This is a genomic window from Vallitalea longa (assembly GCF_027923465.1).
Classification (GTDB): Bacteria; Bacillota; Clostridia; order Lachnospirales; family Vallitaleaceae; genus Vallitalea; species Vallitalea longa.
Map to the genome: position 1 here is coordinate 137,444 of NZ_BRLB01000011.1, position 17,341 is coordinate 154,784.

The following is a 17,341-nucleotide window of genomic DNA, read 5'->3' on the forward strand; positions in this document are numbered from 1 at the left end:
TAGATTGTACTCAATCTTCTTTTCACAAATACATTTTACAGCCTGGGAATTTCATTGTTATAATTACTCAATTAATGTTGACTAATTAATAACTAACTATTATATTTTAGCCAATACTTCTTATTAATATTAAGTCACTAATAACAAATAAAAATACCCTAGTAAAAACATCTACTAAGGTATCCTAATCTCTAGATTTTATAATAAAGTTCTTATTCAAGTACTACTAATCAATGATCTATACTTAATTGTCTTCTAGTAATACGTTTATCCTTATATGGATATTACTTTTCTGATTTCTCAAGTTCTTCTGCTTCTGTATTATAAGCAAGATTTTTATAGAACTTGCTATTTATACCGTCAAGTGAACCTCTATTCAACTCTAATGCCATAAAATTTTGAAAATTATTTCCTCAAGCTATTTAAATACCATATCTGTATAAGTTCTAAATGTTTGTCTATATAATAATAAGATAGTTTCAATACAGATACATAATATATCTTAACGTGAAGTTATTTTTTTATAGCTCTCGTCGCAATAAAAGATTTTATGTATTTATCCAATAATCTTACTCCTCCGAAATCATCTTCATAAAACCCTTGAATAACAAAGCCTACTTCTATCTGTCCTCCGATTTGTTGTTCTAGACTATGTCCAAATTCAAGAGCTTCTCCGTTTTCAAGAGATTTACTTAGCTCTTCTTCAGTTAATGCTGAAAATGGTGAATAAGGGATTGAATATTTAACTTCTAATACCCCTTTATCCTCTTGCTCATCATCAAACAAATATATTACAGGATTACATATACCAGAAATCAAAGTTCCTCCATGTTTTAAAATCCTATGGCATTCTCTCCAAACTGGAATAATATCTTCTACAAAAACATTAGACACAGGATGTAGAACCAAATCAAAACTTTCATCACTAAACATATCTAGTTTTGTCATACTTGCCTTAACAGTGTTTATATGTAAATTGTTTTGTTTGGCAACATAAATATCCTTTTCTAGCTGCTTGTCTGAAATATCAACCAATGTAACATCAGCACCTGCAGCTGCTAATATAGGAGCTTGCTGTCCTCCACCTGATGCTAGACAAAGAATTTTTAATCCTTTTATTGGTGGAAACCAATTCTTGGGAACAGTTTTATTTGCTGTTACTATTACTTCCCATTCACCTTTTTTCGCTTTTTCTACGATCTCACTGCTGACAGGTTGAGTCCATACACAACCACTTTCTACTTTTTTATCCCATACATTGCTATTATAATGTACAACATTCATTATAGATTCCCCCTTAATAAATTAATCGAGACATTATCCTTATTATGTCTCGATTAATTATACTATTTAATGTAAATTACTTCAAATTATCTATATCAATTTTCTTTCCATCTTAGTATATTTATAAACGCCAACTGCCCACTTACCCAAACGAGTAGTGATATTCTTCACATCTATAAACCCTAACCTCTTATATAATTTATGGGCTCTATGATTTTCATCAATTACTGCTAAGCTGACTTTGTCTATATCTTGCATAGATTCAGCCATATTGAAAGCCTTCTCTAATAGTATACTTCCAATCCCAAGCCCCCTAGCTTTTTCTGATACTGCTATATGTTCTATAAATAATTCACCCTTTTTAGGATTATTATTAACTAAATTTATCTTAAAAAGAACTTTTATAGTTGCTACTAATCCGTACTTCTTAACTAGTTGAACAAACCCCAGATTTTTATTTCCTTCCATTTTTTGTCCTATCCACCTGACAAGCATTAATCCTAAAATCTCACCATCAATTTCTGCAATAAAATAACCTTCTTTATAATAATTTTTCAGAATTCCAAAATCGACTAGAAAATCATATGTACGTTCTTCTGGTAAATATAATATATTTTTCACCTTATTATCAAAACCTTCTAAAAAGACTTTTGCAATATCTTCATTGTCTTTACTATTAATGCATCTGATTTTTAAATCATTGATATTATACACATTCCCACCCCTTCAAATAGATTAATATAGCACAACTTATACTATTTTTAATTATACTAGTTTTGCTAATTTAAATATAACTATTTTCACAAAATAATTCAACAATTAATTAAAATATATTCTAGTCAATTATTGATTTCTTTCAAAAACTTAGAACACAGCCACTCAAATACATGTTCAGTATATGTTATTAAAAAATGCATTTCATCTTATAAATACTGTCGTTCGTCAGGATTTGTTGAAATTATAAAATAAAAGATATAGTATTTACACAGAGAAAGGAGCACTATTATGGGGTATACAAAATATGATTTGGACAGGTTAAGTGATAAGAAAATGATATTAAGAGAATAACAGAAAATATAGGCAGTATATGTGATAGAATATATTTAATACCTATAGTTTTGATGCAGGTGTTGTTGATATTGACCCTCAAACAGAACAAATTATTATTAATCACAATTTCATACCTACCATTGGTAAGTTACTATAAAGACCAAAACAATTTAAATAGAATAGATAACGGTATGATTGGTACAAAATATCACCTGAATATTAAAACTATGCCATAAAAGGAGCTATTCAATATAAAACAGAACCCAGTGCAGAAGATGCATTAAATAATTATGTTTATGAATTAAAACAAAAAAAATACTCGTACTGGAAGGATTATAATACGAAACTAGATACTATTGTTTCGTCTTATTCGAATAAAGAATCATCGCTATTAAAAGAAAAATACTATCATAAAGCTATAGTAGACTATGCGAATAATATGAGGAGGTATGATTAGATTGGTTAAAGCAATATTATTTAGTAATACAATATCTGAATGGAAATTCAAAATAAGTTATATGATATATATTCTTGGTGCGATTTTGTTAGTATTAATATTTATATGGATTAAATATCAAGAATATAAATCTAAAAAGTACTGTGAAAAACATGATATAAAGCATGAAGATAATAGAGACTAAACTAATTCTAAATAGAGAGAAACAGAATATTTAATGTTCTTTCCTTTGGTAGTAACGTATTAAATTGTTAAAGTTAGACAGAAATGGGGAATTATTATGTTGAACAGAAAAAGAAATATTACTGAATATATACCAATTGTATTATTATATACTCTAACAATTATTTAAAATCGAATTCTTTAAGTGGTGAATTTGACAAATGCAGTCAATTCGCCGCTTTGCTCTATTCAATTTAATAGTAAAACTTATCCTTGTACTCTTAAAAATAATTTGAACGAGTAATTTTGGTAATTTACATATGAAGATTATATGGACAGAAGTTCTTGAGTTACGAGAGATTTTACACATGAATTAATACAGATTCTACAAGGTGGGATATCGGTGATTTTACTTCTGATGTCGATGCGATAAATATATACAATAGAATGATAACCGGAAACAGTAATACCGATGAATAAAACATAACAATTTAACTTTAATAAAGGTTGTTTCACAAAACATACAATAAAAAGATTATGAAACAACCTTTTCTGTTACGCTAACTTTCAGATCTTATTATTAAACTTACTTCTTTCTATTTTTAATTAACTAGATTTATGATATATTATTTATATCAACCTTTACTTATTCAAAAGGAGAGAATCCCTTATGCTCGTATTTAATGAAAATATCAAAATTGATAAACTATATACCTTTTTTTATTTTGAATTTGCTAAAAACTATGTTTTTAGAGGAGAAAAACATGATTTTTGGGAAGCTGTTTATGTAGATAAAGGTGTACTAGAAGTTATGGCAGATACAAGACATTATGTTCTTAATAATGGTCAAATGATTTTTCATAAGCCTAATGAATTCCATTCTCTATGGGCTAACGGTGAAATAGCTCCTAATGTTATCGTTTTTTCATTTAATTGTGATTCTCAAGCTATGAAGTTTTTTGAAAATAAAATTATTAAGCTAGACATTGAGCAAAAAAATATATTGCAAAAGTTCATTAAAGAAGCTAGAAGCTGTCTACAAAATCAACAATTAAAAGCTGAATCTCCTTTTGGTTCAAATCAGCTATTAAAACTATACATGGAAGAGTTTTTCATTCACTGTATACGTAATCAAAATGTCCAGAAATTAAAAGAATCAATTGTAACAAAAAATAGAATGGAAAAAGATATAGCTGTTACTATAAAAGATTTCCTGAAAGAGAAAGTAAATGATAATATATGTCTAAAAGATGTGGTTGCACAAATGAGTTTAAGCGCTACATATCTTAAGGACTTATTTAAAAAGAACTATTCTATTTCTATTATGAAATATTATCGTACATTAAGGATTGAGAAAGCTAAACAGCTTATAAGAGAATCCTCATTAACCTTTACAGAAATCGCAGAACGAATGAATTATACTTCCATTCATTATTTTTCCAAACAATTCAAAGATTGTGTAGGTATGACACCAACTGAATACGCTAAATCATTAGTACATTTCTAGATTATATATAAGATATCCAAGAGGGTATCTTTTTTATTATTTAATATCTTCTAGGCATATTTCAAAGTCTAAATTGATAAAATTCATGGCTGAATTAATAAAGACTAATAGGAAACTAAAGATTATAATACAAATTAAGAAATAGTTAAATTATTGCTAGACATCAACAACTATCGTATGTTTAATAATTATCAAAATGTTAAGGAGAGGATTATTAATGAAACCAGTAACAGCAATACTTATTGGAGCAGGTGACAGAGGAAAAGACGCTCTTGCTTCATATGCTTTAAAACATCCAGAAGAAATAAAATTTGTTGCAGTAGCAGAACCTGATGATAAAAAACGTGAACAATTTATAAAATTACATAATATATCAAAGGAAATGGCTTTTACTACTTGGGAAGATCTTCTTGCAAAACCTAAGTTAGCTGATGCAGCATTGATATGTACACTAGATAACATTCACTATGAACCTGCAAAATTAGCACTAGAAAAAGATTATCATATCTTGTTAGAAAAGCCATTATCAAACAATGCAAAAGAATGTGTCCTATTAGGAGAACTTGCTAAGAAATATTCTCAAAAAGTTTTCTCTGTATGCCATGTTCTACGTTATACAAAATTTTTTACCAAGCTTAAAGAATTACTTGACTCAAAAATAATTGGCGATATTATAACTATTAATCACAATGAATATGTTGGGCGTATTCATCAATCCCATAGTTTTGTTAGAGGTAATTGGGGTAATTCAAAACGAGAAAGTCCAATGATTCTTCAAAAATGTTGTCATGATATGGATATTCTATTATGGTTGGTAGGTGACAATTGCAAAAAAATATCCTCTTTCGGTTCTCTAGATTATTTTACAGAAAAAAATGCACCTGAAGGTTCACCTGACCGTTGTATAGAAGGATGCCCAAAAGGAGATACATGCCCCTACAATGCAGTAAAGATATATCTTGGCGATAATGTAGAATGGCCTACATCAGTCATAAGTGCCGATACTAGCTATGAAGCTCGTAAGAAAGCTTTACAAGAAGGTCCTTACGGAAGATGCGTATTTAAATGTGACAATGATGTAGTAGACCATCAGGTAGTTAATATGATATTTGATAATAATGTAACCGCTCACTTAACTATGACTGCATTTTGCAAAGATGGTGGACGCCATATAAAAATCATGGGTACTCATGGTGAAATAACAGGTAACTTTGATTATGATACAATAGAAGTTAAACATTTCCCTTCAGAAGAAATAGAAACCATCCACATAGAAAAAGATATAGGTGGTCATGGTGGCGGCGATCTAGGTATAATGGAAGATTTCGTGAAACTTGTAAAAGCTGATGGTAAATTAAAAGGTAAAACTGAAGTAAGTATATCTGTCCAAAGTCATGTGATGGCTTTTGCAGCGGAAGAGTCAAGACTTACTGATAATGTAATCACTATAGATGAATTCACTCAACAAGTTCTAGAATCCTAATACTTCTGCTGTATGGAAAAATATGTAACTTTTCTTGATATTTTTTTGAGTTGTCTTCATAACAATTGTTTTAGTAATATTATAATATAAAATCTAAGTCTCAGTATAACTTAAAGAAGGTTATGCAAAATAACCTTCTTCTTATATACTATAATAATATATGAAGTTCTAGTATAATTATAATAATGAATAATAGTAATTTTTTAACTTTAGTAACTGATTAAGACTATCATTAAGACCTCCTATTCGATTTCTTTTAATCCATAACATCTGATGTTCAACAATAATAACACCAATATCATTAAGCATTTGATTTAACAATTCCTCTTTATTCTCTATTTCTTTTTGATCCATTGCTAGTTTTAATTTGCCTAATTTACACCCATGCCTAATGAATCTTATAGTATTTTTAAACTCATTATAAATAAGGTTGGCATCTTCACATCTCATATTAGTTTTATCAAGTTGTCTTTCTAATTGCTCTATATATTCTTCTATACTTTCAATATCTTCCTCTTTCATATCCTTTATATCAGCAGAAACATTTAAAAATTTGTTTATCTCTATATCAGTAACTAGTATTTTAGATATATAGGTACTATTAAACATCTTTTTGGTCTCCTTAAGATAATAATTACCCAAATCCAAAATAAATTGTCCCATTCTATTATTTTCATCCCTAAATACCATTTGATTCAAATATTCAGCAATATCAACATCTTCATTTTTCTCAACACCCCAGCTTAACGCTGCTCCATATATAAATCCTGGATAACTTACGCAAGGATATTGCCAATGTCCATTACCTCCCCAATCAGTGTTTAAATAACCCATTGCATTATTTTTCTTACCATTGATGGCTGCATTATAGAGATTCTTTTTCATATTATTCATTCTACCAGCAATTGATTCCCAACTACTTGTTCCAGGGCAAACATAATAAGGTATACCTGATTTTTGATATTGTTTGCACCTTATATCAAATGGATGTTCTTCTTCATATCCCCATTCTAAAGTAATAATATCTTTGGGAAGCTCACCTATTAATTCAGGATACTCGTTAATTATATCTCCCCAGAACATCATTTTCTTACCATGCTTTTGCACTAATTTATTTAATTTCAATAAAAATTCAAGATAGACTTTTCCTCTTCCTTTTTCTTCACATACATCTTTACTGAATCCTCTACCCAATTCATAAGTTTCATCACATCCAACATTTATCCATGAAGATGTAAAATAAGGAAGAAAATCATCATACATTTTTCCTATCAGTACCAATGAATTATCATCAATTGGATTCAAGGTACCTGGATCTCTATGCACATTATCTATTGAGTTTGTATAACCATCTGGACACTCAGCTAGATGATTAAATTCTTTTCTTTTCAACCAATCAGTCATATGTCCAAAACTATTATGATTAGATACTAATTCAATATGTCTTGCTCTACAATATTCATCAATCTCCATAATTTCTTGTCCTGTTATAGGAGTTCTATCTTTCCAAACCTCAGGAAATGAAGGATAGGCAAAAGAAAATCCTTCTACATACAATTGTAATTGATTGAGCTTCAATTCAGCCATGAAATCAATTAATTTAAATAATTCTTTCATGGTAGGAATTTTGTTCCTGCTAATATCTATCATAATACCTCTTACTTGATAATCGGGGCTATCTTGTATTGTTAAGCAAGGTAAAACTCCTCCATATTGAGATATAATTTGTTTTAATGTCATTACACCATAAAATGCACCTGCTGGTTTTGAGTAAATTATTTCAATACTATTTGAATTGATTTTCAATATGTACTCTTCACATTTTAGTGATTCTTTTTGAGTAAATATGATTCCTGTATTTTTCGTTTTCCTTTTTTCTATAATTATAGGAAAATATTTCTTTAATTCTTCATTAATAATACCTTGAATCTGTTTAGCAATAAAAAACATTTCTTTCTTATTAATATTATTAATTATGATATGACTTTCATTAATATTATAAAACTCTTCATTGAAAATTTTTATCTCTTTTGGAACTGGTACTAATAACATAATAATCCTCCATACATTGAATTGAGAAGAAGATAAATAATAATTTATCTTCTCACTCTTACTCTTTTAGTTATATAAGTTTAATTTCCATATACTTGAAACTCAAATATTGAATATCCACAATCTATTAATCCTCTCTCAATACCATACACTCTTATATATCTCGCATTTACAGGTTCAAATGTAATATTATCAATTCCTCCATCACCTGAGGATGTAGAATAAACATCATTCCAGTTAATATTATCATTTGATACTTGTATCTTATAAGCTTTTCCATAAGCTGTCTCCCATAATAATCTTACTGTATCTATACTGTATTCTTGACCCAAATCTACATCTATCCATTGTGGATCACTAAATTCACTTGACCATCCCTATAGATTGAGTTAAATATATATGGAAACTAGAGAGCAATGTTTTCTTGCTCTCTAATAAAACTATTTACTTAGTTTTTTTCCATTCATCAATTTGTCTTTGAAGCTCTGCAACAATTATCTCACTACCTGCTTTTTCTAACTTATCAATAAATTCATTATAATATTTATCCAACTCAACGGAACCTGTTGCAAGCAATGGAACAAATTCATCAACTATTGCCTGACATTTAGCAATTTCTGATTTTACTGGTTCTGAATCAAATGAAAAACCTAATACTGGAGATGGCTTTGCTGCTTCATTAAGCTCTATTGTTTCTTCCCAAGTACCATTTTTAACTCCCTTTTTATAATAAGCATTAAATTGATATCCAAATTCCCAGTCAGTATTTGGATTATATGTTGAATTCTCAACAGGTTCTACATGATTTTCATCTATTTTATTATAGTGTTTTCCTTCAATACCATAGCATAGCAAGTTATATAGTTCTTTATCAGTATTGATAAGTTCTAATAACATCATGGCACGTTCAGGATTCTTGGATGTCTTGCTTATAGCATGCATAGTACCTGCCCCTTGATTAGAACCTAAATATGGATCTCCAAAAGTTATGGTAATCCAATCTGAAGGTTTACTACCTGCTATTTGTGCTGCAAGATCACCTTCTACTCCTGGTTTATATGTTCCACCAGTTTCTATAACAAATTTTCCTGCCTTTCTTTCTGCAGATGTGTCTGTAACTGTAGCTAAATCTTTTCTCCAGAAATTCATATCATGCCATCTTTTAGCTAATTTGAAAATATTATAATATTCATCAAGCTTATACTGATTGACTGCCGTTGCTGTAGAATCATCTATTCTTATAGCACCAGGAATACGTCTTCCTGTAAGTTCTTCAATTTTTATTTCAGAATCATAAAAAAGTGTATCAAGACTACTATTTCCAGAATTTAAGTTCATAGGTATTTTATCTGGTTCATTTTCAACAATATTTTTTACAAATGGTTCAATATCTGCTATTGTTTTAACACTGCTTGTATCAAAATTATATTTCTCTGCATATTCTTTATTTATAAATATTACAGGCTGGTGACAAGCAATTTGATAATTAATAAAACCATATATTTTGCCTTTTACTCTTACAGTATCCCATAATTTCTCTGGTATTTGTTTATAAGCATTAGGAGCATATTCATTCAAGAGATCATCTATAGGAATAAATGCATTTTTACCAACATTCTGTAAGTAGTTATTTAACCAATAAGATGTAAAACATAAATCAAATTCTTCTCCAGAGGCAATCATCAATTGAATTTTCTGCTGATAACTTCCCCAATCCGTTACTGTTATATCAACTGTAGCATTGATCTTTTCTTTTATCCTTTTATTAAATTCTTCAACAACTTCAGATAATCCAGGTTGTTCTGAACCAGCTATATACCACTTTAATACTACTGGTTCAAGTTCATCTGCTGATTTTGTGGAATCATTAGAATCTGTTTCAGTATTACTAGAATCAATTTCTTTTTCTTTAACTTTTAATTGTGATTCTGATTTTTGACATCCTGCCAAAGTACTTGTTAAAACAAAAACTATTATTAATATAAAAGATACAAATTTACATTTCATTAAAAAGTCCCCCTTCGGATAAATTAATATTTATTTATCATATCTTAATCTATTTGCCACAGTTTCCTTCCGCTAGCAAGAAAAAAACTGATGAAGCCTAACCTTTTACTGATCCTACTGTTATCCCTTTTACAAAGTATCTTTGGAAAAAAGGAAATAATATCAACATTGGACCTGCTGCAATAACACACATTGCCATTCTCAGCGATTCTGTAGGTATTTCTTTTACATTTACACCAATAGAAGATGCTGCCTGTCTACTTAAAAAGTCTACATTTGCCATAATCCTGTATAACAAATACTGTAATGGCATTATTTTAGTTTTGTCAATATAGAGTAAACTTAACCACCAATCATTCCAATAGGTAAAACATATCAGAAGACCAACTGCAGCTAATGCTGGTTTAGAAAGTGGAATTACTATTTTGAAGAACGTACCCACTTCCGAAGCACCATCAATCCGTGCAGCTTCTACAAGTGCTAAAGGTATTGTAGAAAGAAAACCTTTAAGAAGTATTACATACCAAGCATTAATTGTATAAGGTAATATTAATGCCCATATAGTATTTTTCAAATGTAGATAATTAACAATTAAAATATAGGTTGGAACAAGTCCTCCATTAAATAATAATGTAAAAAATACAACAAATGAAGTAATTTTATTATACCTATAATCTTTTCTTGACATAGTATAAGCAAGCATAGTACTTAAAAAAAGACTTAATAATGTTCCAAATACTGTTATAAAAATTGATATTCCATATGAATTAATAATCTGCCACGGATTATTAAAAACATATTTATATGCGTTAATTGTTACATTAGTAGGCAATATTTTATATCCATATTCTATAATATCTCTTTCACTTGTTAATGATATGGATACAATATATAAAATTGGTATTAAAAACAATATACTGATTACAATAAAAATGGCATTGATTATGTATTTATTTAAATTACTATTTTTACTATGCATTTTTTTCACCTTCTAAAATAAAGATTTATCTTTATCAAATCTCTTAACTATAAAATTTGATATCATTACAAGAATAAAGCCCATAATGGATTGATAAAATCCAACGGCTGAAGCCATTCCTATATCACCAGTAGTTTTTAGTGACCTATAAACATAAGTATCAATAACATCAGTTACTTCAAAAAGAGCTCCAGAATTTTTTGGTAGGAAATAGAACAAACCAAAATCTGCGTAAAATATTTTACCAATATTTAAAAGAACAAGCATAATTACAAGGGGAGATATAAGTGGTAGCGATACATTCCAAACTTGCTGCCATTTAGATGCACCATCAATTTTTGCAGCCTCAAAATACACAGGATCAATATCAAGTAATCCAGTATAATAAAGCAGACAAAAATACCCCACATTTTTCCATATGTATGCTATAAACAATATCACTATCCAGTATTTATATTGTAAATACCATTCTATTGGCTGCGAACCTATGTTTGTTAAAAATGAGTTAATACCTCCAAACTCATAATTCATGAGAGCGTATGCAGCATAGCTGGCTACAACCCATGATATAAAAAATGGGAAAAATAAAATAGTTTGATATAACTTTACAGCTCTTCTGTTTAACTCATATAACATAAGTGCACAAACAATAGCAATAATAGTTCCAGCAATTATAAATAATAAGTTCAATAAAATAGTATTTCTAGTAACTCTAAAGGCGGCATCTGAAGTAAAAAAGAATTTGAAATTCTCAAATCCAATCCACTTACTTCCAAATATGCCTTTATCATAGGTATAATCTTTAAAAGCTATTATTAATCCTACCATAGGAATATATGCAAAAATAATAATAAAAACCAATCCTGGTAAACTCATAAAGAATAACCCTTTATTCTTCTTAAATTCCTTTGATGCTTTTTTGTAAGAAATCATAGAGCTATTCAACCTCTCTAATTAATATTACCAGCAATCAGGGCCCTAATTTGCTATAACATTAGTATAGAGTTGATTTAGGAAATTGTATATTATAAAAAACATAATTTATTATAATATCAATTATAATTTTTAACATTTATTATAAAAAATAAAGATAGTAATAGAAAATCCCTTATTTTAAGGGATTATAGATAAGGAGAAACAGCAGCTTTTAATGAATATTGTTTTGGAGTAACACCATATTTCTTTTTGAATAAGGTATAAAAATAAGTTTTATTTTCTATCCCAATATATTCTAGTATCTCATTAATAGACATTTTACTATTTTTTAATAATTCTGCTGCTTTTTCAAGTCTTACATTATTTATATATGCGCCTATAGATATTTTCATATATGATTTAAATACATTACCTAGATAACCTTGTGAAACTTTTAATATCTCTGCTATTTGAGACAGGCATAATCCTTTATCAGAATAATTTTGATGTATTATATCTTTTACTGTTTCCACAAGAATAACCTGTTTTTTTTCATTTCCCTCGTTAGGTTTAATGGAAAAAGATTCTATCAGTGATTGAATAAAAGTTTTATACTCATCAAGAAATTCTATTTGGCTTGCTTTCATTACTAGATTTTCAATATCTATATCCACAGGTTCAAACCTCAAAAGGTTTATTTTTGTATAAGTCTCCTTAATTGTCGTAGTCAATTTCAGTATTGAAACAGTAATATGATCATGATGAAGTCTTGAAATTTCTTTGTATATTTTGATTAAAACTTCATTTATATCTTTCTTAATACCTGAATTTATTGCCTCTAATAATTTCTTTTCAAGTTCATTAGAGTAACTATAATCGGGATTACTTCTATTCTTTTCAACCATTTCAGGTTTGATAATAGTTTTATTGCCAAAGATATATTTATATTTCATATTTTCTACAGCTTCTTTATAAAACTTTTCTAGCATTTGTATATCATTGCAAATAGTACTCATAGAAATTGAAAATGACATATTAAAATAATTCAAAAACTTATTCTGTGCAATGATTAGTTTATCAATTAAGTCTTTGTCATATTTTTCTTCCTTAATATTACTAACAATTATAGCTATATTACCTTGTCTCATATCAATAGCCGTATTCTTATATATATTAGATAATAGTTCTGTAGTTATATTCATTATTACAAATAAATATAATTCTTTATCTTCTTTGGATTTATGTTGAAACTCCAATTGATTATCAATGTTTAGAATGCATATTACAAACTTATTATCAAAGTTCAGATCTATACGTTTTTCTTTTTTTGCCTCACGTAATTCGTTCTGGGTTATAGCAGAACTATTAATCAATAATTTTCTCAAAAAATAATTTTTGTATATTACATCTTTCTTATTGTTTTCAGTATTTAATCTTTTTAATTCTTGACTATAATATGAATAAGTATTTTTGAGTAATGCTATTTCATCATTGTTATTAACATGCTCATCTTCTTTTTTTAATTGAGATATCAGACTACCTACCGGCTTATAGATTTTGCTTGTTATTATTATCGACAGTATGATAGTAATGAATAAGAATAATATTGTTATTAGCAAAATCCCTATTTTCATTTTAGTAATATATTTAATAACTTGTTTATGAGGTTTAACATTAATGATAGTCCAATTAACCTTTTTTATCTTCATATATGATACTAAAAACTTTTCATCAGATATTTTGCTTGTAAAATATCCTATATTACCATTCATGTTGTTAACTACTTCTTTTTTAATATCTGATTCATATTCAGGTTTCAGGCTAAAATTATTATCCAAATTAATTATTTCATTCTGTTCATCTAGGATATATATACCTTCATCACTATAGTCATTCAATGAATTAATGAGCTTGATATTATCAAAAAGCCAATCAGCTTTTATATTGAAGATTATTGAACCGTCTATTCCTCGCTCTTCATCATAATTATCATATAAAATATATGTAAAGACATCGTCAACATTAAATTCTTTTTCATCTTCATTAATTAATTTAATATTTCTATAAATAGGAGTTAATTTAGGTGGACATTGATTACTGTTTATCATATTTTCTAGATATTTATCTTTAAATTCTAATCCTTGATATGTAGAAAAGAATTGTTTATTACTTTCATTATATATATAAATAGAGTGGATGAAATCATTAGTATTTTGTATTGTATCTCTTAACCTATTAGTTAATCTTAATAATTCTCCGTAATCTTGTTCTTTTTCATACATCATATATTTAATATAAGGTGTAGTATATGTTAATAAGCATAATTTCTTAATCATATTATCCATATACTCAACATTATATTTTATCTGATACAGTACTTTTAGATTTGTTGTATATTCATTTTCAATAGCTTTACCTTGGAAAAAATTAATTATACTAAAAGAAAAAAGATTAATGATGATAATAAAACTACAAGTTATTGATAAAAATATATAACGAAAATATTTTCTTAGCCTAACATTTGAAATAAACATTAATAAACCTCTTTCTTATATATAATCTTATTCTCTTTTATAAAAAATTCTACCAAAAATAACATTATATTTCAATGAAATAATAAAACTTTTTATTAAATTTATTATAATACATAAATTTTAATTACTAATTTTTAAGTTTTGCTAATTTAAATATACTATTTTCACAAAATAATTTAACAATTAATCAAAATATATTTTAGTCAATTATTGATTTCTTTCAAGAACTTAGAACGCAGTCACTGTAATACATTCTCACTATATGTTATTAAAAAATGCATTTCATCCCATAAATAATGTCGTTCGTCAGGATTTGTTGAAATTATAAAGTAAAAGATATAGTATTTACCCAGAGAAAGGAGCACTATTATGGGGTATACAAAATATGATTTGGACAGGTTACGTGATAAAGAAAATGATATTAAGAGAATAACAGAAAATATAGACAGTATATATGATGAATTTAAAGGGATTAATAATGCCATTGACATTGATATTAAATTAAGAGACAATATATATAATCAATTTAATACTTTGATAAAAGACTTAGAAAATCTTGTTGAACGAACATACAACGCTGATAAAGTCATTAATGCCGCTATATTTGAATACAGTAGCGGTGAACAACAAATCAATACTATATTTAATGGTTTAGTAGATATAGCAAATATGTTTCATGATAAGAGCCATGCTCAAACCCAACCTGATAAAACAAGTATAACTGGTATCAGTATTATACAAAAATGGTTTAGAGGACTTAAAGATTATTTCAAAAGTAAAATAGACCATATAAAGAACTTTTTGGATGGGGAAAGAATACGTATAAACAACAAAGCTTATTCTAAAACAAATAATAATAGTGATATCAAAATAAGTTATTTGTCATCATCACAGAACAACTTTGATTATACTAGCAAAGAGAGAATTAAGAAGATACAGCAGTTCCTTAAAAATAAAGGGATAAACATTGAAGTAACAGGAAAGTTGGATAGAGCTACATTTCAAGCTTCACTGATGGTTGGAATTAATGAGTTAAAAGATAATGGGTTTATTCAACAAGATAGTTTTAGAGAAGACGATAATATCTATACATACACACAGAACAATAATTTAAATTATAAAAATCCTAGGAAAAATTGTAACGAAAATTGCGATACGCAAACAATTACTTTATTTGACTCAGAAGCATATGATTATGAAATGAATATGTGGGAACAACATATGAGAAATGATCTTAAAGAACATGCTTATGGTACTATTATAATGGATTATATTATGTGGAAATTGACATCTATCAGTAAAAGTAAAGATTACATAGTTGGAGTTGTTTCTAAATCACAATATGAGTCAAATGGTACACCACCAGAAATAACCCAAGCTGCCTTAAATTCAGCTCTTACTTATGATTTATTTATTTTAGGTCAAAGCGGTATTAAACTTTTTAATAAAAATAGTAAATCTGTTATTACTAAGGAGACGAGTAAAGCTGAAGCTGAAAACGTTGCAGATTTTGAAAAGTTAAGATCTTCTCTTGCAGCAGATGAAATTGTTGATGCAGATCGTGTAAGTACGGCACTATCAAAAAGTGACCCATCTCATCTTTCTGGTAGTTTTTTAACAAAAGAGCAAATAGCTGCAGGAAAGGTTTATAACATTCGTGGTGGAGATGGTATTCAACGGACTCTTCTACAAACAAAAGGAGCGTTGAATGGAAAGACAGGGATATTTGAATATATTTTGACTCCAGTAGGAAATGTATCACATCAACGATTTATTCCGGGAGGTATTTTTACTGGATACCCAAATCAAGTAGTACCAAAAGGAGGATGGTAATGAAATATAATATTATGTTAAGCTATGATTACATAGCTAAAAAAATTGAGATTACTTGGTATGATATAAAATATGCGATCGAGAGAAATTTGATATCACCAGTAGTTGCCATAGAACGGGCAATAGCTGAACTTAGTGAAAAAGACGAATGTTCTCAAGAAATAATTGACTTAGCATGTTTAAGACCAGAAGAACCAATTAAACAGCACCTAGATAAGGTTATCAATTTTAATATATCCTATGATGATGATATTGTTATAGATAAATGGTTATATTTGATTTTGGATTGGTTATTTTATAATAAAGATGAATTCGAGGACCCATTGGGATTAGTCGAACAGATTTATGCTGATTTTGATTACCCACAACAAATTTCTGGATTCGTTAGGTATATGCCCTCTGATGAACCAGATTGTGGCTCATTAGAGCTTAATGAAAAGCGTATGTATGACAAATGGGAAAAATACTTAACGAAACAAAAAAAGAAGTTTTGTAAAAAAAGATAGGTATAAACTCACTACATAATCTAAATATTATAGTAAAATAATGAGCTAAGAATAACTTATATTATAAATGGTAGTAATAGATAATGATACTGTTGCTATCATTAATTTTTTAGCTACAGTTCTCACCTAAAGGGGACGACTAAAACCAATTTTTGAAGTATCAAAAAATTAAATCACACTTTAGAAAACATGAAAAGAATTCAAGAGCATTTATAAGAACACGGATAAATACTTACATAGTGCAAGAGATTGTGTCATAAAAAGTGTGTAAAATATCTTCTACCTGGCTAAAATTCAAATATTCGCCTTACATAATAGAGCATCTTGTCAGCTATTACAGTTGCCAAGATGCTTTCAAACACTTCCCATTATATTATTGACAGAAAAAATATCTTATATACCTCTAACATTTAAATATCTACTTTGAACTAATTATATAAAAATCAACTTTTATAACCACGATTATCCAAATATGTATTAGATATACTATTCTAATAATTTACTTCTAATGCCTATAAGCTTTTTCAAGTTTAACTAAATACCAATTGTAAATATTTGTAAATATATTCCCA

The 17,341-nt window shown here is 28.0% G+C and carries 12 protein-coding genes and 1 pseudogene; 5 read left to right on the forward strand and 8 right to left on the reverse strand.

Features of this window, described 5'->3' with window-relative positions:
* Nucleotides 1-513: 513 nt before the first annotated feature.
* Both QMG30_RS16370 and QMG30_RS16375 read right to left on the reverse strand, forming a co-directional pair.
* Nucleotides 514-1,284, reverse strand: coding sequence for a class I SAM-dependent methyltransferase (locus QMG30_RS16370; RefSeq protein ID WP_281817240.1), 771 nt, complete (start codon nucleotides 1,282-1,284; stop codon nucleotides 514-516).
* Between the two features lie 90 nt (nucleotides 1,285-1,374).
* Complete coding sequence (locus QMG30_RS16375; protein WP_281817241.1) at nucleotides 1,375-1,998, reverse strand: GNAT family N-acetyltransferase; 624 nt, start codon at nucleotides 1,996-1,998, stop codon at nucleotides 1,375-1,377.
* 794 nt (nucleotides 1,999-2,792) lie between these two features.
* On the opposite strand from QMG30_RS16375, the gene QMG30_RS16380 reads away from it, so the two are divergent.
* The 3 genes from QMG30_RS16380 to QMG30_RS16390 all read left to right on the forward strand — a co-directional run bounded on the left by QMG30_RS16380 (nucleotide 2,793) and on the right by QMG30_RS16390 (nucleotide 5,943).
* Nucleotides 2,793-2,975, forward strand: coding sequence for a hypothetical protein (locus tag QMG30_RS16380; protein WP_281817243.1), 183 nt, complete (start codon nucleotides 2,793-2,795; stop codon nucleotides 2,973-2,975).
* Between the two features lie 648 nt (nucleotides 2,976-3,623).
* Entirely contained in the window at nucleotides 3,624-4,460 is an 837-nt protein-coding gene (locus QMG30_RS16385; RefSeq protein WP_281817245.1) for an AraC family transcriptional regulator, read from the forward strand.
* 217 nt (nucleotides 4,461-4,677) lie between these two features.
* Complete coding sequence (locus tag QMG30_RS16390; protein WP_281817247.1) at nucleotides 4,678-5,943, forward strand: Gfo/Idh/MocA family protein; 1,266 nt, start codon at nucleotides 4,678-4,680, stop codon at nucleotides 5,941-5,943.
* Between the two features lie 177 nt (nucleotides 5,944-6,120).
* On the opposite strand, the gene QMG30_RS16395 is transcribed toward QMG30_RS16390, so the two are convergent.
* From QMG30_RS16395 to QMG30_RS16420, 6 genes and pseudogenes are all read right to left on the reverse strand, one after another.
* Nucleotides 6,121-7,995, reverse strand: coding sequence for a family 20 glycosylhydrolase (locus tag QMG30_RS16395; protein ID WP_281817249.1), 1,875 nt, complete (start codon nucleotides 7,993-7,995; stop codon nucleotides 6,121-6,123).
* An 80-nt stretch (nucleotides 7,996-8,075) separates the two neighbouring features.
* Nucleotides 8,076-8,360: pseudogene (locus QMG30_RS16400) on the reverse strand (discoidin domain-containing protein); the annotation flags it as partial.
* Nucleotides 8,361-8,439: 79 nt separating this feature from the next.
* The gene (locus tag QMG30_RS16405; protein ID WP_281817250.1) at nucleotides 8,440-10,002 is read right to left on the reverse strand and encodes an ABC transporter substrate-binding protein; all 1,563 of its coding nucleotides are present in this window, start codon (nucleotides 10,000-10,002) and stop codon (nucleotides 8,440-8,442) included.
* Nucleotides 10,003-10,099: 97 nt separating this feature from the next.
* Nucleotides 10,100-10,981: a carbohydrate ABC transporter permease gene (locus tag QMG30_RS16410; RefSeq protein ID WP_281817251.1), complete on the reverse strand. Its 882-nt coding sequence runs from the start codon at nucleotides 10,979-10,981 to the stop codon at nucleotides 10,100-10,102.
* Nucleotides 10,982-10,993: 12 nt separating this feature from the next.
* Nucleotides 10,994-11,914: an ABC transporter permease gene (locus QMG30_RS16415; RefSeq protein ID WP_281817252.1), complete on the reverse strand. Its 921-nt coding sequence runs from the start codon at nucleotides 11,912-11,914 to the stop codon at nucleotides 10,994-10,996.
* Nucleotides 11,915-12,102: 188 nt separating this feature from the next.
* Nucleotides 12,103-14,430, reverse strand: coding sequence for an AraC family transcriptional regulator (locus QMG30_RS16420; RefSeq protein ID WP_281817253.1), 2,328 nt, complete (start codon nucleotides 14,428-14,430; stop codon nucleotides 12,103-12,105).
* Between the two features lie 369 nt (nucleotides 14,431-14,799).
* On the opposite strand from QMG30_RS16420, the gene QMG30_RS16425 reads away from it, so the two are divergent.
* Both QMG30_RS16425 and QMG30_RS16430 read left to right on the forward strand, forming a co-directional pair.
* On the forward strand, nucleotides 14,800-16,263 hold the full coding sequence (locus tag QMG30_RS16425; protein ID WP_281817254.1) for a hypothetical protein: 1,464 nt from the start codon (nucleotides 14,800-14,802) through the stop codon (nucleotides 16,261-16,263).
* Nucleotides 16,263-16,769, forward strand: a complete 507-nt coding sequence (locus QMG30_RS16430) for a DUF2247 family protein (protein ID WP_281817256.1) — start codon at nucleotides 16,263-16,265, stop codon at nucleotides 16,767-16,769. Before QMG30_RS16425 ends, QMG30_RS16430 begins: the two co-directional genes overlap by 1 nt.
* Nucleotides 16,770-17,341 lie beyond the last annotated feature (572 nt).